The organism is Mesorhizobium sp. P2_E10, assembly GCF_056404235.1.
Genome location: NZ_JBFUEK010000006.1, coordinates 97,695 through 118,251 on the forward strand (window position 1 = coordinate 97,695; position 20,557 = coordinate 118,251).

Below are 20,557 nucleotides of genomic sequence, written 5' to 3' on the forward strand. Positions count from 1 at the left end.
CGTCCACAGCAGGGGAAAACCCTATTACTGCCGTCCTACCCCTGCCTTCTCGCCATAAAAGCCAGGCGCTCGAATAGGTGCACGTCCTGCTCGTTCTTCAACAGCGCGCCGTGCAGCTTGGGCAGCGCGTTTTTTGGGTCGGCGCGCAGATCCTCCGGCGCGATGTCGTCGGCCACCAACAGCCGGATCCAGTCCAACGCTTCGGAGGTTGACGGCTTCTTCTTCAGGCCGGGCACGTCGCGGATTTCGTAGAACTGGGTCAGCGCGGCGCGCACCAGGTTCTGCTTGATGCCGGGATAGTGGACGTCGACGATCTTGTGCAGCGTCTCGACGTCGGGAAAGCGGATGTAGTGGAAGAAGCAGCGGCGCAGAAAAGCGTCCGGCAGTTCCTTCTCGTTGTTGGAAGTGATGATGACGATCGGCCTGACTTCGGCGCGGATCGTCTCGCCGGTTTCGTAGACGAAGAACTCCATCCGATCGAGCTCCTGCAGCAGATCGTTGGGAAACTCGATGTCGGCCTTGTCGATCTCGTCGATCAGAAGCACGACTTTCTTGCCGGCGGCGAAGGCTTCCCAGAGCTTGCCGCGCTTGATGTAGTTCCTGATGTCGTTGAACCTGTCATCGCCGAGCTGGCTGTCGCGCAGCCGCGACACCGCGTCATATTCATAGAGGCCCTGCTGCGCCCTTGTGGTCGACTTGACGTGCCATTCGATCAGGTCGAGGCCGAGTGCGGATGCCACTTGTCTGGCCAGTTCGGTCTTGCCGGTGCCGGGCTCGCCCTTGACCAGCAAGGGCCGCTCCAGCGCGATCGCCGCGTTGACCGCAACCATCAGGTCTTTGTCGGCGACATAGGCCGCCGTGCCTTCGAAACGCATTTTTGCTCCTTGGTTCTCTTCAGCTGAACCGTAAGGACGCGGCCCTGCCTGTGCAAGGCTGCGGCGAAGCTGCCGTGAAACCTCGCGCCGCCAACTTCGTTCCTTTGTCATCCTTGGACCGAGGGCGACAGAGTTGAAAGAAAAGACATTCGGCAAGGCAGCGCTGCAAGTGGCTGTGGCGGTGCTGGCGGCGACACCGGTGCTGGTCGGCCTAGAAGGCATGATGTCGGGGCCGCAGTTCCTGCATGTCGCAGCACCGTGGCCGGTCGATCTCGACAGCCATTTCCGTTTCCTCTCCGGTTTCTTCCTCGCCGTCGGCATCGCCTGGTACAGCTGCATCCCCGGCATCGAGACCAAGACCGAACGGTTTCGCCTGCTTGCCGCCTGCACCTTCAGTGGCGGGTTGGCGCGGCTTTTCTCGCTGCTGGTGGCCGGTGCGCCGTCGGCGGGCCACATCGCCGGGCTCTGCGTCGAACTGCTGGCCATGCCGGCGCTGGTCTGGTGGCAGGGGCGGGTCGCGAATAATGCGGCCGAGAATGTCTTGGCATCTGGTCTATAGGCGGCAACAGGCCTATATCAGGGTCGACGGTCTGCGCTTCCCGGCAGGAGAACATTTTCCCCGGGGCCTTAATGATCCCTAGGGAGCTGTCCCTGGGAAGACCCGTGGGTTTTCTCATACGGCGCCCACCTACTTTGTAGGTTCCCGGGATCGCTCTCTCCACCGGTTGTGTGGATCGTCACTCAAACGCTTTGGATCCACTGACATTCCGGTGGATCATGCGGTAGAAAACGTCGCTCCTGACACTCCGCCCAAATCCGACCTTTTCTACCTTGGCTCCATGACCTCTCCGAAAGACCTGAAAAAGCATCTCCGCAAGGAAGCACTCGGCCGCCGCGATGCGCTCGATGAGTTCTGGCGGGTGGAGGCGGCTCTCGAAATGGCCGAGACGGCGCGCGATCATCTCGCTGTCGAACCGGGACAGATCGTCTCCGGCTTCTGGCCGATGCGCTCGGAAGTCGACGTGCGGCCGCTGATGTTTGCCTTGCGCGAGCAAGGAGCAAGGCTTTGCCTGCCGGCCATTCTCGACAAGACCACCATCGTCTTTCGCGAATTGGTGCGCGGCGCGCCGATGGTCGAGATGGGATTCGGCACGGTCGGGCCGCATGAAGAGGCCGAGGTGCTCGATCCCGCGGTGATGCTGGTGCCGCTCGCCGCCTTCGACGCACGCGGCCACCGCATCGGCTATGGCGCCGGCTATTACGATCGCGCCATCGCCAAGCTGATCGACAAGGGCCAGCCGCCCCGACTGATCGGCATCGCCTTCGACTGCCAGGAAGTGGCGCTGGTGCCGGACGAGCCGCATGACGTGGTCATCCCGGAAATACTCACCGAGAGCGGGTTGCGCCGGTTCTCGCCAAAATTGTAGATAGATTATCTTTCAGACGCATGATCCTTTCCAAGGGTCCATGCAGCTTTTCAGGACCTAGATGAGACTTCTCTTTCTTGGCGATATGGTCGGCAAATCGGGGCGCACGGCAGTGTGGGAACAGCTGCCCGGCCTGATCTCGGATTTCAAACTCGATTTCGTCATTGTCAATGGCGAGAATGCCGCCGGCGGCTTCGGCATCACCGAAGACATCTTTCGCGACACGATCGCGGCCGGCGCCGATGTCGTCACCACCGGCAACCATGTCTGGGATCAGCGCGATGCGCTGGTTTTCGCGCCGCGCGAGGAACGCTTCCTGCGCCCGTCGAATTTCCCAAAGGGCACGCCGGGGCGCGGCTCCGGCGTCTACATCGCCAGGAACGGCGCGCGCGTTCTGGTCGCCAACATCATGGGCCGGGTGTTCATGCATCCCGAGCTCGACGATCCGTTCCAGGCCGGTGAGCGCGAACTCGCCGCCTGCCCGCTCGGCGAACAGGCCGATGCGGCGGTCATCGATTTTCACGCGGAAGCGACTTCGGAGAAAATGTGTTTTGCGCATTTCGTCGATGGTCGCGCCAGCCTCGTCGTCGGCACCCACACGCACCAGCCGACCGCCGACCACCAGATCCTCAATGGCGGCACCGGCTATCTGTCCGACGCCGGCATGTGCGGCGACTATGATTCCTCGCTCGGCATGGACAAGGAAGAACCGCTCAACCGGTTCCTGTCGAAAGTGCCGAAAGGCCGGTTCGAGGCGGCGACCGGACCGGCGACATTGTGCGGCGTCGGCGTCGACATTTCCGACCGCACTGGCCTCGCCGAGAAGATCGCGCCGTTTCGCCGCGGGCCACGGCTGGAGGAAACCGCGCCGTCCTTCTGGTCGTGACATTGATATGGGTGCAGGCAGTACCTAACTGCCGGCCAACCGCGACACTGCTCTAGATCGTTAAAGAGGGGACGACCTCCATGCAGCTCATCGAATTCCTGGCGCCGCATTTTGCCTTCGTCAACGATCCGACCGCCTGGATCGCGCTGCTGACGCTGGTGGTGCTAGAGATCGTGCTCGGCATCGACAATCTGATCTTCATCTCGATCCTGACCAACAAATTGCCGGAGGCGCAGCGGGCCCGCGCCCGGCGGCTCGGCATTTCGGCGGCGCTGGTCATGCGGCTGGTGCTGCTTGCCACCATCTCGATCATTGTCCAGCTGACGACGCCGGTGTTCACCGCCTTCGGCCACGGCTTTTCCTGGCGCGACCTGATTCTGATCGCCGGCGGCCTGTTCCTGGTCTGGAAGGCAACCAAGGAAATCCACCATACGGTCGATCTCGACGATCACCAGGATTCAATGATGGGCGAGACGCTGCAGCTTTCGCTCGCCGGCGCGATCTTCCAGATCCTGCTGCTTGACCTCGTCTTCTCGATCGATTCGATCATCACTGCTGTCGGCATGACCGACGAGATTGCCATCATGTACATCGCGGTGATCGTGGCGGTGAGCGTGATGATGCTGGCGGCCGCGCCGCTGGCCAATTTCATCGCCAAGAACCCGACCATCGTCATGCTGGCGCTGGGCTTCCTGTTGATGATTGGCATGACGCTGATTGCCGACGGCATGGGCTATCATGTGCCCAAGGGTTACATCTACGCCGCCATGGGCTTTTCGGCGCTGGTCGAAGGCCTCAACATGCTGGCGCGCAAACGCAAGAAGTCCAAGTCCGGCGGCCATTAGCCCCAGAAAAGGCCGCGATCCTAAGCGCCTGCGTTGCTTCCACGGCGCGGCTGGACGAATTGAGCCGATTTATCTATAAGCCGGCCATTCCGACACAGAGCGCCGTTGCGTCCATCAGGATGCTTCAGGACGTTCTAGATTTTGAATTTGAGCATTGCGGAAGACGAGGTGAATCACCTCGCTTCAGGATGCTCTAGCCGAGAAGACGACAGGGGTGCCATGGCTGGCCATTCACAGTTCAAGAACATCATGCACCGCAAGGGCCGCCAGGACGCGGTGCGGTCGAAAATGTTTTCCAAGCTGGCACGCGAAATCACCGTCGCCGCGAAGAGCGGTACGCCCGATCCATCGATGAACCCGCGCCTGCGCCTTGCGGTGCAGAACGCCAAGGCGGTTTCGATGCCGAAGGACAACATCCAGCGCGCCATCAACAAGGCGTCGATGGGCGATGCCGAAAACTACGAATCCGTGCGCTACGAGGGCTATGGCCCAGGCGGCGTCGCCGTCATCGTCGAGGCACTGACCGACAACCGCAACCGCTCGGCCTCCAATGTGCGCGCCGCCTTCACCAAGGCGGGTGGGGCGATGGGCGAAACCGGCTCGGTGTCGTTCATGTGGGACCGCGCCGGCGAGATTTACTATCCAGCCTCGGCCGGCAACGCCGAGAAGGTCATGGACGCGGCGATCGAAGCCGGGGCCGACGACGTGCAGTCGGACGAGGAAGGCCACACCATCTACTGCGCCTTTGAAAGCCTGGGCGAGGTGTCGAAGGCGCTGGAAGGCGCGCTCGGCGAGGCCGAGTCGGTCAAGCCGATCTGGAAACCGCAGACCAATATCGCCGTCGACGAAGAACGGGCACAGTCGCTGATGAAGCTGGTCGCCACGCTCGAGGATGACGACGACGTGCAAAGCGTCTACGCCAATTTCGAGGTCGACGACGAGACCATGGCCAAGCTCAGCGCGGCATGATCGAAACTCGAACATGAGCGATCTCCCAGCCATCCGCATCACCTATTGCACGCAGTGCCAGTGGCTGTTGCGGGCCGGCTGGATGGCGCAGGAGCTGCTCTCCACCTTCGGCACGGATCTCGGCGAAGTGACGCTGGTGCCCGGCACCGGCGGCATCTTCACCATTTCCTGCAACGACACGCTGGTCTGGGACCGCAAGCGCGACGGCGGCTTTCCGGACGCGGCAAAACTCAAGCAGCTGGTGCGCCACGTCATCGATCCGGATCGGGATCTAGGCCATTCCGACCGCAAGGGTCACACGCAAAAGGACCCCGCCTGAGGCGAGGTCCTTTTGCGTTTGCGACGTGCCATTTTCACACCAATGCGAAGATGAAGCAGGCCATCGCCACGATGGCGGTGATGGTGCGGACGTGGTTCCACATTACCCATTGGCTCAGATGGTTCGCCCAAACGGCGGCGCCGTTGGCGCTGGTCGGGTCGACGGTGGCGAGCGCATCGTTGAGCGGCACGTTGAAGACCATGGTCACGATCGGGTTGCCGATCAGGTAGATCACTGCGCCGGCAAGCAACCAGTACGAGCCGGACTGGCTCCAACCCATGATGGCGGCGGCGATAAGCACCACACAGAGCAGGCCGGTGCCGAAAAGCGCCGTCATGAAGGTCGGGGTGATCACCGTGATGTTGATCGAATTCATCGCGGCGATGCCCGCTGGGACGGGCAATCGCGCGAGTGCTGCCATGACGAAATTGGAAAAGGCGAAGAACACGCCGCCGACGACGCCCGAGCCGATTGCGGCAATGATGGTGAAGGTGGGAAGAAGCTTGATCATCTCATTTGCTCCAGATGCCGGTTGCGGCGGTTTCGGTTGCGTAGGTGGAGAAGTCTTTCGGCGCACGGCCAAGCACGCGCTGGACGCCGTCTGTGAGCGCTTCGTTGCGGCCGTCGAGCACTTCGGTGAACAGCTCGTTGAGCAGCCAGGCGAACTCAGGCGGCATGTCGTGCGCGGCCACCGCGGTGGTGAACTCGGCGTGCGAAATCCTGACGAAGCGGATGTCGCGGCGGGCCGCCTTGGCGATCTCGGCGACCGCGTCGGCGAAGCTTAGGAGTTGTGGCCCCGTCAGCTCATAGAGCTGGCCGACATGGCCTGGCTGGGTCAGGGCGATGAAGGCGGCTTCGGCGATGTCGTCGGCATCGACGAAGGGTTCGCCGACACTGCCGACCGGCAACGCCACCTCGCCGTCGAGCAAGGAGTAGATGAGGAAGCCTTCGCTGAAGTTCTGGGCAAACCAGGCGCAGCGCAGGATCGTCCAGTCGGCGCCTGAGGCTTTGACCATCTCTTCGGCGCGTTGGGCCTCGGTCTCGCCGCGGCCGGACAGCAGCACCAGCCGGCTGACGCCGCTGGCCACGGCAAGCCTGGCGAAGGCACCGATTGCTTCGGCCGCACCCGGCACGGCCAGGTCGGGATAGTAGCTGATGTAGACGGCACTGACGCCCTCAAGTGCAGGAGCCCAGCTTGCGGGAACTTCCCAGTCGAAACGCGGCGTGGCGGAGCGCGAACCAATCCGCACCGGCAGGCCGCACGCCGTCAGCCGCTCGGCCAGACGGCGGCCGGTCTTTCCGGTGCCGCCAAGGATCAAGGTCGGTTTTTCTGTCGTGTTGTTCATCTCGATTTCCTCTCGCCTTGAAATATGAGCAATCCTCACATTTGCAAAACGTGATAAACCCTCGTATTTTGCGAGTCAAGCCAATTTCACGGCGGTTCAGCTGAGCGCGTTTGTTGGAGACAGTCATGGAAGGCACCGCCCCACCGGCCAACGAACAGATCGCCTCGCCGCGCCGGGCGCCGAGCCAGCAGCGCAGCCGCGAGCGGGTCGAGCGCATGCTGGCCGCCGCCTCGGCGCTAATTGCCGAACAAGGCAGCGACGCCATGCGCATGGGCGAAGTGGCGGAAAGGGCAGGTGTCTCGATCGGCTCGCTCTACCAGTTCTTTCCCGACAAACGTGCGATCGTCTGGGCGCTGGCAGAGCGCCATACCGCCGAAAGCCAGGCCTGCATCGCGGCCGCTTTGGCCGATGTCAGTGACGCCGAGGGCCTGCGGCGGGCGTTTTCGGAGCTGGTGGATATCTATTACGGGCTGTTTCTGGCCGAGCCCGTCATGCGCGACATCTGGTCGGGCACACAGGCCGACAAGGCGCTGCGTGAACTCGAACTCGCCGACAGCCGCGCCAACGCCGAATTCCTCACCGCGGTGCTGAAGCGGCTGCGGCCGGCCGCCGATCCGGCGGCGCTGGAAACCACGGCATTTCTCATCTGGCAGATGGGCGAGGCCGCCATGCGGCTGGCGATCTCGGTCGAGCGAGATGAGGGCGACAGGCTGGTCGCCGCCTACAAGCGCATGGCGTTGCGGGAGCTTCTGCTTGAGTAGGGAGCGAAAGCTGAACCTTAGGCGCGGTGACAAAAAACCCGCCTCAAGGGCGGGTTTTTGATCTGCGACAAGGCCGACGTGGCTTAGAGGCCGAAGCCTTCGAAACGCTTCTTGAACTTCGACAGGCGGCCGCCGCGGTCGAGCAGGGTCTGCTGGCCGCCGGTCCAGGCCGGGTGGGTGGTCGGGTCGATATCGAGGTTCATCGTATCGCCTTCCTTGCCCCAGGTCGAACGGGTCATGTATTCGGTGCCGTCGGTCATGACGACCTTGATGGTGTGGTAATCGGGATGGATGTCGGTCTTCATTGTTCTGATCCTGGGCTTTGTTCGTGGCTTGCCGAGCGGCCGACGGGCGCAAAGCCTGCGTCGATGCGCCCCTTTTTAAAACTCGAAGCCGCAGCTATTGAGGAGCCACGGCTTCTAAAACGGTCGGCGAGCCTATACATCAGCCGGAATTGAATCACAAGGCCGTGGCAGGCGCATATTGAATCGCCCACCCGGAAGCGGCCAGAGGAAACGGTCATGGCGGATATCAGCGGCGGGGAAGACGAGCGTCGGCGCTCGCTCGGGCCGCTGCGGCGCCTGTTTCCCTATCTCGCCCGCTACCGGAAAATGGTCATCGGCGCGGTCATCTCGCTGGTCGTCGCGGCGGCAACGACACTGGCGCTGCCGCTGGCCGTGCGGCGCATGATCGATCACGGTTTTTCGGCTTCCGATTCCAACTTCATCGCCGAGTACTTCGCCATGCTGGTGGTGATGGCTGCCTTGCTGGCGGCGGCGTCGGCCAGCCGCTACTATTTCGTCATCACGCTGGGTGAGCGCGTTGTTGCCGATATCCGCAGCGATGTGTTCCGCCATGTCACGACGCTGTCGCCGTCCTTTTTCGATACCTCCCAGTCGGGCGAGATCGTGTCGCGGCTCGCCGCCGACACAACGCAGATAAAGTCGGCTGTCGGAGCGACCGCCTCGGTGGCGTTGCGCAACGTCATCCTTGGCCTTGGCGCCGTAGCGATGATGGTCGTCACCAGCCCGAAACTGTCAGGGCTGGTCATTGCCGCCATTCCGCTGATCGTGCTGCCGCTGGTCGCTTTCGGCCGTTCGGTGCGGCGCAAGTCGCGGCTGGCGCAGGACACGCTGGCCAATGCCACGGCCTATGCCAGCGAGCAGATCGGCGCGGTGCGCACGCTGCAGGCCTTCACCAATGAGAAGCTGGTCACCAATCACTTTTCGGCTGCCGTGGAAGCCGCGTTCGATGCGGCGCGGGCCTCGGTCTTTGCCCGCTCCTTCCTCACCTTCTTCGCCATTTTCATGATCTTTTCCTCGGTGGTGGCGGTGCTGTGGTTCGGTTCGCGCGACGTGCTCGCCGGCACGCTGTCGCCGGGCACGCTCGGCCAGTTCCTGCTCTATTCGGTGTTCGCCGCCGGCGCGCTCGGCGCGCTCTCGGAAGTGTGGGGCGAACTTGCCCAGGCGGCCGGTGCCGCCGAACGGCTGACCGAAATCCTCGCTGAAAAACCGGCCATCCAGGCGCCGGCCGATCCGAAGCCGCTGCCGGCGACGGCGAAAGGCGCGATCGGCTTCGATGACGTGTCCTTCTCCTATCCGGCCCGGCCCGATCGCGCCGCCGTCCATGGCCTCAGCTTCCAGGTCAAGCCCGGCGAGACGGTGGCGATCGTCGGTCCCTCGGGGGCCGGCAAGAGCACGGTGTTCTCGCTGATCCTGCGCTTCTACGACCCCGAAACCGGCAGCATCGTCATCGACGGCGTCGACGTGCGCGAAGCCGATCCCGCAGCGGTGCGGGCGCGCATCGCCATCGTGCCGCAGGACGTCACCATCTTTGCGGCGACCGCGCGCGACAATATCGGCTTTGGCCGGCCGGGCGCCAGCGAGGCCGAAATCGAGGCGGCAGCGAAAGATGCGCTGGCCGACGAATTCATCCTCAAGCTCGAGAAAGGCTATGACAGCCAGGTCGGCGAGCGCGGCGTGACGCTGTCCGGCGGCCAGCGCCAGCGCGTGGCGATCGCCCGCGCGATCCTGCGCGACGCACCGATCCTTTTGCTCGACGAGGCGACCTCGGCGCTCGACGCCGAAAGCGAGACGCTGGTGCAGATGGCGCTGGAGCGGCTGATGCAGGGCCGCACCACCATCGTCATCGCCCACAGGCTGGCGACAGTGCTGAAGGCCGACCGCATCCTGGTCATGGATGGCGGCCGCATCGTCGAGGAAGGCACCCATCAGAGCCTCGTCGCCAAGGGCGGCATCTATGCGCGGCTGGCCAAGCTGCAGTTCGAAACCGGGGCCAGCGCGTTCAGGGGCGCGGCGGAGTAGGCATGCGCATTTCGCCTATTTGCCTAGGCGTCCCCATATCGTTTGCGCAAATGCTCGGTGAAATGCGCGGCATTGAGCTTTTCGCCCGTGGCGCGTTCGAGAAGTTCCGGCGTCGACCAATGCGAGCCCTGCGACCAGATTTTCTTGCGGCGCCAGTCGTTGATGGCGGCGAAATCGCCCCTGGCAAGGTCGTCGTCGACAGAGGGATGGTCCTTCGTCAGCGCCGCCCATTGCTGCGCCGCCATCATGGCGCCCAGCGTGTAGGACGGGAAATAGCCGAAGGCAGCACCAGGCCAGTGCACGTCCTGCATCGGCCCGTCGGCCGGATTGTCGATGGTCGACAGGCCGAGATAGTCGCGCATCTTGGCGTCCCAGGCCTCGGGCAGGTCGGCCGCCTGCAGCCGTCCCGAGACCAGTTCCTGTTCCAGCTCGAAGCGCAGGATGACGTGCAGCGGGTAGGTCACCTCGTCGGCATCGACGCGGATCAGGCCGCGCTCGACCCGGTGCACATGCGGCAGGATGTCGTCGAGCGTCCAACTCTCGCCAAGATGTCGTTCGATCACCGGCAGCGCCCAGCGCCAGAATTCTGGGTTGCGGCCGAGCTGCTTTTCGACGAACAGGCTCTGGCTTTCGTGCACCGCCATGCCGCGCGCCTTGCCGAGCGGCCAGTGCGCCCATGCTTTCGGCAGGTTCTGCTCGTAGAGCGCATGGCCGGTCTCGTGCAGCACGCCCATCAGCGCCGACAGGAAATCGGAGGTCTTGTAGCGGGTGGTGATGCGCACGTCGCTGGGCACGCCGCCGCAGAACGGATGGTGCGACACAGACAGCGAGCCATGGGTGAGGTCGAAGCCGACCGCCGCCATCATGGCGAGGCCGAGTTCGCGCTGCCTGTCGATGGCATAGCTGCCTGAAAGCGGTTTTTGCGGGCGTTTCGCCAGTCGCTCTTCCTGCACCGCCAGCGCTTCAGGGACAAAACCCTTCAGAAAGGTCTTCAATTCGGCGAACACCGGCGTGATGTCGGCGGCGCGGTTGCCGGGATCATATTGCTCCATCAGCGCGTCATAGGGATCGAGGCCGAGCACGTCGGCGCGCAGCGCCGCCTCCTCACGCACCAACGCCACGATGCCTTCGAGCGCCGGCAGGAAGCCGGCCCAGTCGTTCTTGCCGCGCAGGTCGCGCCAGAGCTGTTCCGAGCGCATCCGGGCGACCGTCTGCCGCTCGACGAATTCCACCGGCAGGCAGGTCAGGTTGGTGTATTGCCGGCGCAATTCCCTGACCGCGGCCTGCTGTTCCTCGTTCAGCGTTTCCTGCTCGGCCGCCGCAATCCAGTCGGCGATCTCCGGCGCCGTCGCCTGTCGGTGATGCATGCCGGCAAGGGCCGACATCGCCTCGGCGCGCTTCTCGCCACCGCCGACGGCCATATGGGTCGCCTCGTCTGCGCCGAGGATGGCAAGCGCGTGCTCCAGCGCTTCGAGCTTGTGGCCGAGGTCATCGAGTTTCTGAAAGGACATGGGCTGCTTCCGGTGAGTTTGGACGGCGGGAAAAGATACCAACGCACGGCTATTGGCAACCCTTCAGGGCGGCTCTCGCCGATGCAACTTGCGGAAGTGATGGCGCGCGTGGAATGCTGGCTGACGGCAAAAGACCGCGATAGAGGGGAGACAAGATGATCGGCAACATTCTGGTCGGGCTGGTGGCCCTGATCCATGTCTACATCGTCTATCTGGAGATGGTGCTGTGGGACACGCCGCGCGGCCATAAGGCTTTCGGCCTGACGCCGGAATTCGCCAGCGCTTCGAAAGTGCTCGCCGCCAATCAGGGGCTTTACAATGGCTTTCTCGCCGCCGGGCTGATCTGGGGCCTCTATCTCGGCGCCGCCGGGTTCCAGATCAAACTGTTCTTTCTGCTCTGCGTCGCCATCGCCGGTCTCTATGGTGCGGCGACGGTGGGCCGGAAAATCCTGTTCATCCAGACGGTGCCGGCAGTGCTGGCGCTGCTGGCGGTGTGGCTCGGCTGGTAAAAAGGACGCCTGCGGGGCAACGGCCCCGAGGCGCCAGGCAGTCCCTTCCTTGTCCTTGCTTGGATGATGTCAGCCGTTCGGATAGTTTCCGCCGTCCGAGCCGTCACCCATGTTGAAGCCGCTGCCGGTGTCGCTCAGCAGCCGCTGGTCGAGATCGTCGAGCCGGTGCAGCAATTGGGCGTATTGCGCTGCCGGTATCCTGCCATGGTCGGCGGCAGCGGTTTTTTCGGCAGCCTGGCTGATATTGGCGGCCCGCTGGTGCAGCCTTTGTGCCTCGGCCGGCGTGATCGTGTTCGCCTGCCTTGCGTCGGCGATGCCCTTGTCGACGCCTTGCACCTGATCGATCAGTGCCGCGACGCGCGGACCGGTGAAATCGGTCGGTGCAGCCTCGTCAAGGGCGCCCTTGTGGTGTCCGGCGGCGTAGGCGCCGGCGAGCGGAACGGCGATGAGAAGTGCGGTGAGAGTTGCAGTCCTGTTGAAAGAGCGCATGGCTGCGTCCTCCTCTTACTGGGGAAGGAGGCGATTGTTTCGCCAGGCTTCCGTCCGGGCCGTCCGGTTCCGTCGCGTCGCGATGATGGGAGCCATCGCCGGCGGTTCTCGGCCCAAGGCGAACGCTAGGAGCGCTCTGCGGCAAAGTGTAATTAAAAAAAGATAATCTTTTCAGGCCTTGCCGGCCTAGGCCTGCGCCCTAGAGTTGAGCCGGCAAACAAATTCGCGTGATATCGCGTGAAGATGGATCAACGTTCGGTGAGCTTCAATTCGATGCGGCGGTTCTTGTTGCGCGCCTCTTCGGTGTCGGCGGGATCGAGCGGCTGGAATTCGCCGAAGCCGGCGGCGACCAGCCGGTTGGCCGGCACGCCGTTCTCGATCAGGAATTTCACCACCGAGGTCGAGCGCGCCGTCGACAATTCCCAATTGTCGCGGTAGCGGCCGGCGCCGGACAGCGGCTTGTTGTCGGTATGGCCGTCGACGCGCAGCACCCAGTTGATCTCCGGCGGGATCTCTTTTTGCAATTCGATGATGGCGTCGGCAAGCTTCTTCATCTCGACCTTGCCGGCCTCGTTGATCTCTTCGGAGCCTGTGGGAAACAGCACTTCCGACTGGAAGACGAAGCGGTCGCCGACGATGCGGATGTTCTCGCGGTCGGCGAGGATTTCGCGCAAGCGGCCGAAGAAGTCGGAGCGGTAGCGGTTGAGCTCCTGCACGCGCTGAGCCAACGCGACGTTGAGGCGGCGGCCGAGATCGGCGATCTTGGTGTTGGAGTCGCGGTCGCGCGTTTCCGACACGTTGAGCGCGTCTTCGAGCGCGCCAATCTGCTTGCGAAGTGCTGCGATCTGCTGGTTGAGGATCTCGACCTGGCTCAGCGCCTGTTGACTGATCTGACGCTGGCTGTCGAGTTCGCCGCCCAGCTGTATGGCACGCTGGTTGGCGGCGTCGCCGGCGCCCGCACCTTGCGCCAGCAGCTGTTCGAGCCGGCTCTTTTCCGCCTCTGACGCAGACAGCGATGCCTGCAGATTGGCGAGCGAATCATCCTTGTCCTGCGTCGTCGAGCGCTCCAGCGCCAGCAACTGGGTCAGTTCGTTGATCTGCGAGTTGAGGCGGGTGAGCGCCGTATCCTTGCCGGAGAGTTCACGGCCGAGCAGGAATTGCGCCAGCACGAAAACGGTGAGCAGGAACATGATCGCCAGAAGCAGCGTCGACAGCGCGTCGACAAAGCCCGGCCAGTAGTCGATGCGGCGATCGGTGCGCCGCTTGGCGAGCGCCATGTTAGTGGACCCCGGGCTTCTTCAGGGCGTCGGCGATTTTTTCCAGCGTATTGCGCATCGCCTTCTGTTCGTCCGACTGGGCTTCGACCCAGTCGCGCATGATCTGCTGTTCCGAGCGCATGTTCTTGACCAGACCCGAAATGCCGTCGGCGAGATTGGCCATGGCGGTGGCAACGCGTGGATTGGAGCCGCCGTTCTCCTGCATGCTGCGCAGCCTTTCCGACAGCACGCGGATCTCGTCGGAGGATTCGGTCTTGGCCGGATCGGCGACGACGATGTCGGACGAGAGATCAGTGACCGAGGACAACCAGTTCTCAAGTTCGGTGTAGAAGCGGGTCTGGGCGCGGCCGGCCTGCAGGTCGAGGAAGCCGAGCACCAGCGAGCCGGAGAGGCCGAACAGCGAGGACGAGAAGGCGGTGCCCATGCCGGCCAGCGGCGCCGACAGGCCCTGCTTCAACGAATCGAGCACGGCGGCGGCGTCGCCTGTGCCGGGATCGAGCGACTCGATGGTTTCGCGGATCGAGCCGATGGTGTTGAGCAGGCCCCAGAAGGTGCCGAGCAGGCCGAGGAACACCAGCAGGCCGACAAGGTAGCGCGAGGTGTCGCGGGTTTCGTCGAGGCGGGTGGCGATCGAATCAAGCATGGTGCGCATCGAACTGGTCGAGAAGGCCACGGTCGACGAGCGGCCGATCATCGCCTTCATCGGCGCCAGCAGCACCGGTTCGGTGGTTTCGGAGCCGGCACGGAAGGAATTGACCCAGCGCACTTCGCGAAACAGCCGTCCGACCTGGGCGAAGGCGAGCAGGATGCCGACCGCCAGCACGCCGACGATCAGGCCGTTGAGGCCGGGATTGCTGCCGAAGGCGGTCGAGATCTGGCGGGTCAGGATGGCGGCGATGAAGGCGACGATGGCCAGGAAGATGACCATGGTCAGCACGAAGACCTGCGGGCTCGACAGTTTGTGCGGATCGTAAATCAGGACATCAGAACGCCTGCCCATGCCGAAGGATCTGAGAAAAGCCATCCGTGCCCCGTTTCCGATGCTCTTTATTTGCCTTGACGCAATTCCGAACGGGAAACCGCTCACACTTTCCCTGGAACTGCTCCAGTGCCGCCGATCACGTAATTCGCGACTTTAAACGGAATTGTGACCAAATTGAATGGCGCCTGGCAATATTGCCGGAGAGCCTAGAACCGGTTGATGACCAGGCAGTCGACCATGGCGGCCAGATGCAGGCCGGCGCCGGTGACGACGAAGCCGTGCCACAGCGCATTGTGGAAGCGGAGGCCTTTCCAGGCGAAGAAGATGACGCCGCAGGAATAGACGACGCCGCCGGCAACGATGAGCGCGATCGATGTCGTCGGCAGTGTCTCGACGAGTGGCTTGGCCACGACGATACCGCTCCAGCCGATGGCGAGATAGAAGACGATCGCCAGCCTGTCGAAGCGGCCGGGAAGCAGCACTTTTATGGCGATGCCGATGGCCGCCGCGGTCCACACCAGGACGATCATCGAAACGGCCAGCGGCGAGGTGTCGAGCTGGGCGAGGAAAGGCGTGTAGGTCGCGGCGATCAGCAGGTAGATCGCGGCATGGTCGAAGCGCCTCAGGATCCATTTTGCCGGTGACGACACCGGCCACAGATTATAGGCCAGCGACACCGACAGCACGGTCAGCAGCGAAATCACGTAGAAGGCGGCGGCGACATATTCGCCGGGACCGGCATGGAAGGCGGCCAGCGCCAGCAATGCCGAACCGGCCGATATCGCCAGCACGATGCCCACTGCATGGACGATGCCGTCGGCGATCATTTCGGCGCGCGAATAGTGCCAGCGACCCACGAAAGGGATTTCAATCTGGGATTCTGGCCGCGCGTCCGTCATGAATGATCCTGCATCCCCCTTATCTGGGCGCTTGCCGGACAGTATTTCAAGCTTTGGTTGCGGTTTTGCGACCGCGGCGCTTCAGCGCGCCGGGATCCTTTGGGCGCCAAGGTCCTCAGCGCGGCGTGACCGGCTTCTTGATCGTCTTCAACAGCGCGCGGTGGATGACCTCGTTGCCGGCGACGACCGAGCCGGCGTCCAGCATGTCCTGGCCGCCATCCATGTCGGAGACAAAGCCGCCGGCCTCGCGGATCAAAAGAATGGCGGCGGCCATGTCCCAGGCCGACAGGCCAACTTCCCAGAACCCGTCCATGCGGCCGGCGGCAACATAGGCGAGATCGAGCGAGGCGGAGCCGAGGCGACGGATGCCGGAAACCTCGGCCATCACATTGCGCAGCTCGACGAGGAAATTGCCGTGCTGGCCGTGCCCGAGATGCGGCACGCCGCAGCCGATGACGGTGTCGACCAGCTTGGTGCGGCCGGCGACGCGCAGCCGGCGATCGTTCATGAAGGCGCCGCCGCCGCGTTCGGCGGTGTAGAGCTCGTCCATTGCCGGATTGTAGATGACGCCGGCGACGATCTGGCCCTGGCGCTCCAGCGCGATCGAGATCGCAAACTGCGGAATGCCGTGCAGGAAATTGGTGGTGCCGTCGAGCGGATCGACGATCCAGCGGTGCTGGCCGTCGTCGCCTTCGATGGCGCCACGTTCTTCCATCAGGAAGGCGTAACCCGGCCGCGCCTTCGACAGTTCGGCAAACAGGATGTCCTCGGCCTTGCGGTCGGCCTGGCTGACATAGTCGCCCGGCCCCTTCATCGACACTTGCAGGTTCTGCACTTCGCCGAAGTCGCGCGACAGCGAGCGGCCGGCCTTCATGGCGGCCTGGACCATGACGTTGAGAAGTGCGGAGCGTGCCATCGTTGTTCTTCCTGCTGCTGCGCTTTAAGCTTTGTTTCGATGCATGTCGGTGACCCAAAACCGGGGCCACTTTTGGGCGACATGCATCAGTCCGCGCGGCGTACGTAGGTGATTTCGTTGGTGTCGACGATGATGCGCTCGCCCGAACCGATGAAGGGCGGCACCAGCACGCGGATGCCGTTTTCCAGCACCGCCGGCTTGTAGGAGGATGCGGCCGTCTGCCCCTTCACCACCGGGTCGGCCTCGGTGATGGTCAGCGTCACATAGTCGGGCAGCGAAATGCCGATCGGCCTGTCTTCATAGAGCTGAACCGTGACCATCATACCGTCCTGCAGGAACGCAGCACGATCGCCGACGAAGTCCTTGTTCAATTCGAGCTGCTCGTAGCTCTGGGTGTCCATGAACACCAGCGCGTCTTCCTGCGCGTAGAGAAAGGAAAAATCCTTCAGGTCGAGCCGGATCTGTTCGACCGTCTCGGCCGAGCGGAAGCGCTCGTTGAGCTTGGTGCCGTTGATGAGGTTCTTCAGTTCGACCTGGTTGTAGGCGCCGCCCTTGCCGGGCTTGACGGTGTTGGTCCTCACCGCCACCCACAGGCCGCCATCGTGCTCGATGACGTAGCCGGGACGGATTTCGTTGCCATTGATCTTGGCCATGATGATTTTTGATCCGGAATGAGATGTTCGCCGCTGCGAATTTCGGCCTCCAAGACCACAAATCGCCTGAAGAGGCAAGGGAGGCCGCCTAGAGGGGGTAGGTCGGGGGTAGCCCAGGGGGTAGGCGTCAGGGCAGGCGGTTTGCCCTCTGCAACGCCTGCTTGGTCTGGTCGTCGGTCAGCCCTTGCAGGAAATCGTCCATCTCAGGATCGATAAGCCCGGCGCGGCGGGCAACGATGTACCAGGCGCCGGCGAGGATGAGATCCGGATCGGTGCCGATGCCTTGCATATAGAGTTTTGCGACGCGATTCTGGGCGGCGACATTGCCGCCCTCGGCAGCCTGTTTCATCCAGCCGAAGGCGGATTTCAGGTCGCGCGCGCCGCCACGTCCCTCGATCATCCAGGCGGCAAGATCGATCTGCGCGGTGTCGTAATTCTGCCGTGCGGCCTGCGCCAGCAGGCGGCGGGCCTGGGCGTCGTCGCGCGGCCTGCCGCCGGCGCCATTGGCATAGATCTGCGCCATCGCATATTGCGCATCGGCAAGGCCAGTGGCGGCGGCCCGCTCATAGTAGGAGACCGCCTTTGCGATGCCGGCATCACCGGGGTCCTGCTCGACCAGCAACTGTGCGAAATTGAACTGCGCCAGCCGATTGCCGGCCTCGGCGGCAGCCTGCATCAACGCGTAGGCTTCTTTCTCGTCCTTCTTGACGTAGCGGCCGTCGAGCAGCATCAGCGCATACTGGAATTGCGATTCCGGCACGCCCTGCTCCGCCGCAAGCGCATACCACTTGGCGGCCTCCGCCGCGTTGAGCGGCACGCCCAGCCCGCGCGACAGGATCTCGGCCAACAGCGTCTCGGCCGCCGGATCGCCATTTTGCGCGCGGGTCAAAGCGAGGTTGTAGGCCGTCTTGTAAAGCCCGCGCTGAAAGGCGCCGTAGGCCGGGTCCGACGGCTTGGCGCCAAAACGGTCGGGATTGATGGCGTCGGCTGACGGCAGCGGCGCCGGTTCGGCGGTGGTGGCGGGCTGTGGCAGCGGCTTGTCGATGGGTTTGTCGACGTGCACGCCGATGTCTGGCTTGGGCTGCGGTAGCGGAATGGTCTGCGCGGCGGTGGCGGCGCCCTGCATCATCAAGACCGCAATCAGGGCCTGGAGAGGAAGCATTGGCGAGGACATTTCAGTCCTCGAAACGCGGCGCGGTTTCATCGAGAAGCACGTTGGCACCGGCGACAGCTGTCTTCGGGTCGACGCCCTCGGCAAAGACGGCGCTGGACAGCGCCACGAATTCGGCGCCGGTGGCGGCCACCGCTGTCACCGAAGCGAGATCGGACCCGGCCATGACGATGCACGGGATCTGGATCACGTCCGCCCAAAATTGTCCAAGCGACAGGTTGCGGGGGTGGGGCTCCGGCTTGTTGTCGTAGCCGAAGCGGCCGAAGAAGATGTAGTCGGGCCTCAACTCGCCGAGCTCCAGCGCATCGTCGCGGGTCTTGGCGCCGCCGGTGCCGACCATCATCTTTGCCTGGAAATGTCCGATCGTCTCGGCAAGTTCGGCCTTTCCAACCTCGACATGGATGCCGTCGGCCTGGACGCGGCCGGCAATGCGGGTGTCGCCGGCAATGATGACCGCGACGCCAGCCGCTTGCGCAACCGGCACGATCTCTTCGGCCAAGGCCTGGAAGGAGGCTTCGTCCATGCCGTTTTCGGGCAGGATCAGCGAGGCGACGTCGCCGCCTTCGAATGCCGCCGTAATGCTTTGCGCCGACACGCCTGGCGGCGCGATCAGCACGATGCGGCAGCGGTTTGGAGGTGTTGCTTCGTTCATAGGCCTTCGATCCCGGTTTTCGCCTATGCCGGGCGAAGATGGTTGGATTGCGGCATAGAGCAAAGTACAGGGATTGAACAGGCTGCTAGCCAGCAGGGGGCGATCGATGACCGGAGCGGATATCGCTGCTGGCTTTCATTATCAGATCGAACACCTTCGACGGGCTTTCGACCCCGAGAAATTGCGGGACGGGGTCAAGGGCCGGAAACCAGCCGCCCATCCTTGGATATCCGAAGGGAGTTGCCACCGATCCGAAGCGCAAATTCCCTCGTGTCGCTTTCTCACCGGTCAGTTGCACATCGGGAAGGCGCTCCAAATCGAGCGACCTGAAATTGGAAAACGGTGCGGTCCGCATAATGAGAATGCGTCTGTCCGTGACAGCGTAGGAGATCCTGCGTCGCAACCATGCATCGAAGGCAAATCTGCCAAAGACCATGAAGAGCCCGATGCAAACGAACATCGCTCCCCAGGCATAGAAGAAGAATGGCGCACCTTGCCTTGCCGCCGAGACCGTCCAGAAAATAGCAAACCCGCACCAAAGCAGGCTGAACGGAATGAGAAATACATCGCTAGGTACGAACAGCAGACCTTGCGCGGGAGATCCGGTCCACAAGATACGCTCGCGAGGCAATAGCCGATTCTGAAAGGATACGCTGTCCAAGCCGCCACCCGTCGCATGCGCCTGAAACGCTCATCGCATGAGTCAGGGTCCGGCGCAAATCCCGCAGCGTGTCTGCCGCAAGATCACGCGGCTGTGAGGCGGCGTCGTGATTTATCCGCTTGCCTGGGCATTCGCTGTCGGCGACTTCGACTTCCACAGCGTCCAGCCGAGATTCATGCCGGCTGCGGCGATCAGGATGGCGGTGGCGCCGACGATCTGGAGGGGATGCAGCCGATGGCCGAAGGCAACGACGTCGACCAGGATCGCGACCACCGGGTAGATGAAGGACAGCGAGCCTTGCAGGTGCGTCGGCAGCTTCTGGATGGCGCCATACATCAATATGTACATGAAGCCGGTATGGACGACGCCAAGCGTCACCAGCATGGCCCAACTCCACGGATCGGTGGGAAGCTGGGTGAGATTGGCAAAGGGCGCGAGCATGACGACGCCGACGCAAACCTGGATGAGTGCGATCAGGTGTGGTGGCGTGCCCTTGAGCTTCTTGGTGACAATGGCGGCGACCGCCCAGAAGAAGGCCGCCCCCAGCGCCATGGCGATGCCGGTGAAATAGTTGGTGCCGACGTCGCCTGCATCAGGCGTGGCCTGCACAATCAGCAGCATGCCGGCGAAGGCGATGCCAAGCCAGGTCAGCTTTGTGATGGTCAGCCGTTCGGAGAAGAACAGCGCACCGAAGCCGACCAGCATGAAGGGTTGGGTGTTGTAGACCGCCGTGGCGATCGAGATCGAGGCACGCGAAAACGCGCTGAACAGCAACAGCCAGTTGATGACGATGGCTGCGCCGCCGAGAGCGGCGATGCCGATGACGCGCAGCGACAGCCTGCCGCGCAGCAATCCAAGGGCGGCACAGATGACCAGCAGCGTTACCGCACCGAAAGCGCAGCGCCAGAACACCACGTCCATGATCGGCTGGCCGGAGAGCACGACGAACCAGCCGATGGTGCCCAGGATCGCCATTGCGGCGGACATTTCGATCGTGCCGCGTAGCGTGTTGTCCATCAGAAACCTCAACAGTTTGAGGTTTCATATTCTCATGCCTAATCGACCCTTTCTATGGTTCACGAAGG

Annotated in this window: 24 protein-coding genes and 1 other RNA gene; 10 read left to right on the top strand and 15 right to left on the bottom strand. The window is 63.2% G+C overall.

The window, feature by feature from the left end; translation table 11 throughout:
- Positions 1-35: 35 nt before the first annotated feature.
- Positions 36-875 carry an AAA family ATPase gene (locus AC1D0N_RS17630; protein WP_477246057.1) on the bottom strand — a complete coding sequence of 280 codons (840 nt, stop codon included), beginning with the start codon at positions 873-875 and terminating at the stop codon, positions 36-38.
- A gap of 133 nt (positions 876-1,008) precedes the next feature.
- Here AC1D0N_RS17630 and AC1D0N_RS17635 point away from each other — a divergent pair, with 133 nt between their 5' ends.
- The 7 genes from AC1D0N_RS17635 (at position 1,009) to AC1D0N_RS17665 (ending at position 5,321) form a co-directional block, all read left to right on the top strand.
- Positions 1,009-1,434 carry a DUF4345 domain-containing protein gene (locus AC1D0N_RS17635; RefSeq protein WP_477246059.1) on the top strand — a complete coding sequence of 142 codons (426 nt, stop codon included), beginning with the start codon at positions 1,009-1,011 and terminating at the stop codon, positions 1,432-1,434.
- Positions 1,435-1,459: 25 nt separating this feature from the next.
- Positions 1,460-1,615, top strand: a non-coding RNA gene (gene ssrS / locus AC1D0N_RS17640) — 6S RNA.
- Positions 1,616-1,714: 99 nt separating this feature from the next.
- Entirely contained in the window at positions 1,715-2,302 is a 588-nt protein-coding gene (locus tag AC1D0N_RS17645) for a 5-formyltetrahydrofolate cyclo-ligase (RefSeq protein ID WP_477246061.1), read from the top strand.
- A gap of 61 nt (positions 2,303-2,363) precedes the next feature.
- Positions 2,364-3,188 (top strand): TIGR00282 family metallophosphoesterase, encoded by an 825-nt coding sequence (locus tag AC1D0N_RS17650; RefSeq protein ID WP_477246062.1) that lies wholly within the window; start codon positions 2,364-2,366, stop codon positions 3,186-3,188.
- An 80-nt stretch (positions 3,189-3,268) separates the two neighbouring features.
- Positions 3,269-4,033, top strand: coding sequence for a TerC family protein (locus tag AC1D0N_RS17655; protein ID WP_477246063.1), 765 nt, complete (start codon positions 3,269-3,271; stop codon positions 4,031-4,033).
- Positions 4,034-4,252: 219 nt separating this feature from the next.
- Positions 4,253-5,002, top strand: coding sequence for a YebC/PmpR family DNA-binding transcriptional regulator (locus tag AC1D0N_RS17660; protein WP_477246064.1), 750 nt, complete (start codon positions 4,253-4,255; stop codon positions 5,000-5,002).
- A 13-nt stretch (positions 5,003-5,015) separates the two neighbouring features.
- On the top strand, positions 5,016-5,321 hold the full coding sequence (locus tag AC1D0N_RS17665) for an Rdx family protein (protein WP_477246066.1): 306 nt from the start codon (positions 5,016-5,018) through the stop codon (positions 5,319-5,321).
- A gap of 34 nt (positions 5,322-5,355) precedes the next feature.
- Here AC1D0N_RS17665 and AC1D0N_RS17670 read toward each other — a convergent pair whose 3' ends face one another.
- Both AC1D0N_RS17670 and AC1D0N_RS17675 read right to left on the bottom strand, forming a co-directional pair.
- A complete protein-coding gene (locus AC1D0N_RS17670; RefSeq protein ID WP_477246067.1) occupies positions 5,356-5,832 on the bottom strand; it encodes an anthrone oxygenase family protein in 477 nt (158 codons plus the stop codon).
- Between the two features lies 1 nt (position 5,833).
- A complete protein-coding gene (locus tag AC1D0N_RS17675) occupies positions 5,834-6,667 on the bottom strand; it encodes an NAD(P)H-binding protein (protein WP_477246069.1) in 834 nt (277 codons plus the stop codon).
- A 125-nt stretch (positions 6,668-6,792) separates the two neighbouring features.
- Between AC1D0N_RS17675 and AC1D0N_RS17680 the strand changes: the two genes are divergently transcribed.
- Positions 6,793-7,428, top strand: coding sequence for a TetR/AcrR family transcriptional regulator (locus AC1D0N_RS17680; protein ID WP_477246071.1), 636 nt, complete (start codon positions 6,793-6,795; stop codon positions 7,426-7,428).
- Positions 7,429-7,511: 83 nt separating this feature from the next.
- On the opposite strand, the gene rpmE is transcribed toward AC1D0N_RS17680, so the two are convergent.
- On the bottom strand, positions 7,512-7,733 hold the full coding sequence (gene rpmE, locus AC1D0N_RS17685) for a 50S ribosomal protein L31 (protein ID WP_006327661.1): 222 nt from the start codon (positions 7,731-7,733) through the stop codon (positions 7,512-7,514).
- 216 nt (positions 7,734-7,949) lie between these two features.
- On the opposite strand from rpmE, the gene AC1D0N_RS17690 reads away from it, so the two are divergent.
- Complete coding sequence (locus AC1D0N_RS17690) at positions 7,950-9,752, top strand: ABC transporter transmembrane domain-containing protein (protein ID WP_477246073.1); 1,803 nt, start codon at positions 7,950-7,952, stop codon at positions 9,750-9,752.
- 23 nt (positions 9,753-9,775) lie between these two features.
- Here AC1D0N_RS17690 and AC1D0N_RS17695 read toward each other — a convergent pair whose 3' ends face one another.
- Positions 9,776-11,263: a carboxypeptidase M32 gene (locus AC1D0N_RS17695; protein WP_477246075.1), complete on the bottom strand. Its 1,488-nt coding sequence runs from the start codon at positions 11,261-11,263 to the stop codon at positions 9,776-9,778.
- Between the two features lie 155 nt (positions 11,264-11,418).
- Here AC1D0N_RS17695 and AC1D0N_RS17700 point away from each other — a divergent pair, with 155 nt between their 5' ends.
- Entirely contained in the window at positions 11,419-11,772 is a 354-nt protein-coding gene (locus AC1D0N_RS17700) for a DUF1304 domain-containing protein (RefSeq protein ID WP_477246077.1), read from the top strand.
- A gap of 69 nt (positions 11,773-11,841) precedes the next feature.
- On the opposite strand, the gene AC1D0N_RS17705 is transcribed toward AC1D0N_RS17700, so the two are convergent.
- The 10 genes from AC1D0N_RS17705 to AC1D0N_RS17750 form a co-directional block, all read right to left on the bottom strand.
- Complete coding sequence (locus AC1D0N_RS17705) at positions 11,842-12,261, bottom strand: hypothetical protein (protein ID WP_477246079.1); 420 nt, start codon at positions 12,259-12,261, stop codon at positions 11,842-11,844.
- A gap of 248 nt (positions 12,262-12,509) precedes the next feature.
- Positions 12,510-13,538: a peptidoglycan -binding protein gene (locus AC1D0N_RS17710; RefSeq protein ID WP_477246081.1), complete on the bottom strand. Its 1,029-nt coding sequence runs from the start codon at positions 13,536-13,538 to the stop codon at positions 12,510-12,512.
- 1 nt (position 13,539) lies between these two features.
- On the bottom strand, positions 13,540-14,562 hold the full coding sequence (locus AC1D0N_RS17715; protein ID WP_477246083.1) for a MotA/TolQ/ExbB proton channel family protein: 1,023 nt from the start codon (positions 14,560-14,562) through the stop codon (positions 13,540-13,542).
- Positions 14,563-14,726: 164 nt separating this feature from the next.
- A complete protein-coding gene (trhA, locus tag AC1D0N_RS17720; protein WP_477246085.1) occupies positions 14,727-15,419 on the bottom strand; it encodes a PAQR family membrane homeostasis protein TrhA in 693 nt (230 codons plus the stop codon).
- Between the two features lie 115 nt (positions 15,420-15,534).
- Complete coding sequence (locus AC1D0N_RS17725) at positions 15,535-16,335, bottom strand: inositol monophosphatase family protein (protein ID WP_477246087.1); 801 nt, start codon at positions 16,333-16,335, stop codon at positions 15,535-15,537.
- Between the two features lie 86 nt (positions 16,336-16,421).
- The gene (gene efp / locus AC1D0N_RS17730; RefSeq protein ID WP_477246089.1) at positions 16,422-16,988 is read right to left on the bottom strand and encodes an elongation factor P; all 567 of its coding nucleotides are present in this window, start codon (positions 16,986-16,988) and stop codon (positions 16,422-16,424) included.
- A 127-nt stretch (positions 16,989-17,115) separates the two neighbouring features.
- The gene (locus AC1D0N_RS17735; RefSeq protein WP_477246090.1) at positions 17,116-18,192 is read right to left on the bottom strand and encodes a tetratricopeptide repeat protein; all 1,077 of its coding nucleotides are present in this window, start codon (positions 18,190-18,192) and stop codon (positions 17,116-17,118) included.
- Positions 18,164-18,811, bottom strand: a complete 648-nt coding sequence (locus AC1D0N_RS17740; protein WP_477246092.1) for a thiamine phosphate synthase — start codon at positions 18,809-18,811, stop codon at positions 18,164-18,166. Before AC1D0N_RS17740 ends, AC1D0N_RS17735 begins: the two co-directional genes overlap by 29 nt.
- 85 nt (positions 18,812-18,896) lie before the next feature.
- A complete protein-coding gene (locus tag AC1D0N_RS17745; protein ID WP_477246094.1) occupies positions 18,897-19,472 on the bottom strand; it encodes a PH domain-containing protein in 576 nt (191 codons plus the stop codon).
- A 111-nt stretch (positions 19,473-19,583) separates the two neighbouring features.
- Positions 19,584-20,489 carry a DMT family transporter gene (locus AC1D0N_RS17750; RefSeq protein ID WP_477246096.1) on the bottom strand — a complete coding sequence of 302 codons (906 nt, stop codon included), beginning with the start codon at positions 20,487-20,489 and terminating at the stop codon, positions 19,584-19,586.
- Positions 20,490-20,557: the final 68 nt, after the last annotated feature.